This window comes from Pseudomonas sp. P4_D7 (assembly GCF_056401755.1).
Genome location: NZ_JBFUIR010000162.1, coordinates 1 through 1392 on the forward strand (window position 1 = coordinate 1; position 1392 = coordinate 1392).

General features: G+C 54.8%; 2 rRNA genes. Both read left to right on the forward strand.

Annotated features, from left to right (window positions below):
* Nucleotides 1-1085: ribosomal RNA gene (locus tag AC1DVF_RS29270) — 23S ribosomal RNA — on the forward strand; the annotation flags it as partial.
* 121 nt (nt 1086-1206) lie between these two features.
* Nucleotides 1207-1321 (forward strand): 5S ribosomal RNA (gene rrf, locus AC1DVF_RS29275).
* Nucleotides 1322-1392: the final 71 nt, after the last annotated feature.

A 1392-nucleotide genomic window follows, 5' to 3' on the forward strand; every position in this document is an offset into this window, starting at 1 on the left:
ATCGAAGCCCCAGTAAACGGCGGCCGTAACTATAACGGTCCTAAGGTAGCGAAATTCCTTGTCGGGATCGAAGCCCCAGTAAACGGCGGCCGTAACTATAACGGTCCTAAGGTAGCGAAATTCCTTGTCGGGTAAGTTCCGACCTGCACGAATGGCGTAACGACAGCGGCGCTGTCTCCACCCGAGACTCAGTGAAATTGAAATCGCTGTGAAGATGCAGCGTTCCCGCGGCAAGACGGAAAGACCCCGTGAACCTTTACTATAGCTTTACACTGAACGTTGAGTTCTTCTGTGTAGGATAGGTGGGAGGCTATGAAACCAGGACGCTAGTTCTGGTGGAGCCATCCTTGAAATACCACCCTGAAGTGCTTGACGTTCTAACCTAGGTCCGTAATCCGGATCGGGGACCGTGTATGGTGGGTAGTTTGACTGGGGCGGTCTCCTCCCAAAGAGTAACGGAGGAGCACGAAGGTACGCTCAGCGCGGTCGGACATCGCGCACTGTGTGCAAAGGCATAAGCGTGCTTGACTGCGAGATCGACGGATCAAGCAGGTACGAAAGTAGGTCTTAGTGATCCGGTGGTTCTGTATGGAAGGGCCATCGCTCAACGGATAAAAGGTACTCCGGGGATAACAGGCTGATACCGCCCAAGAGTTCATATCGACGGCGGTGTTTGGCACCTCGATGTCGGCTCATCACATCCTGGGGCTGTAGCCGGTCCCAAGGGTATGGCTGTTCGCCATTTAAAGTGGTACGCGAGCTGGGTTCAGAACGTCGTGAGACAGTTCGGTCCCTATCTGTCGTGGGCGTTGGAGATTTGAGGGGGGCTGCTCCTAGTACGAGAGGACCGGAGTGGACGTTCCGCTGGTGTTCGGGTTGTCATGCCCATGGCATTGCCCGGTAGCTACGAACGGAAGTGATAACCGCTGAAAGCATCTAAGCGGGAAGCACGCCCCAAGATGAGATCTCCCGAGAGCTTGACTCTCCTAAAGGCACCATCAAGACTAGGTGGTTGATAGGCACGGTGTGGAAGTGCAGCAATGCATTGAGCTTACGTGTACTAATGAGCCGTGAGGCTTGACCATATAACCCCAAGACGCTTCACCGTCTTAACATCTCTCTACTCGCTTTCCGAATCCGGACGCTTGTCACTCGTTTACACCCTCTGTGAAGCCGGCGCTTTTATAGCGCTGCTTCCACCCCTTCCCTGGCGGCCATAGCGGCGTGGTACCACCTGATCCCATCCCGAACTCAGAAGTGAAACGCGCATGCGCCGATGGTAGTGTGGCTCAAGCCATGCAAGAGTAGGTCACCGCCAGGGGCCTTATACCCTAAAAACCCAGTCTCCTCCGAGACTGGGTTTTTTTTTGCGCGCAGCGCAAGACCCGCAAC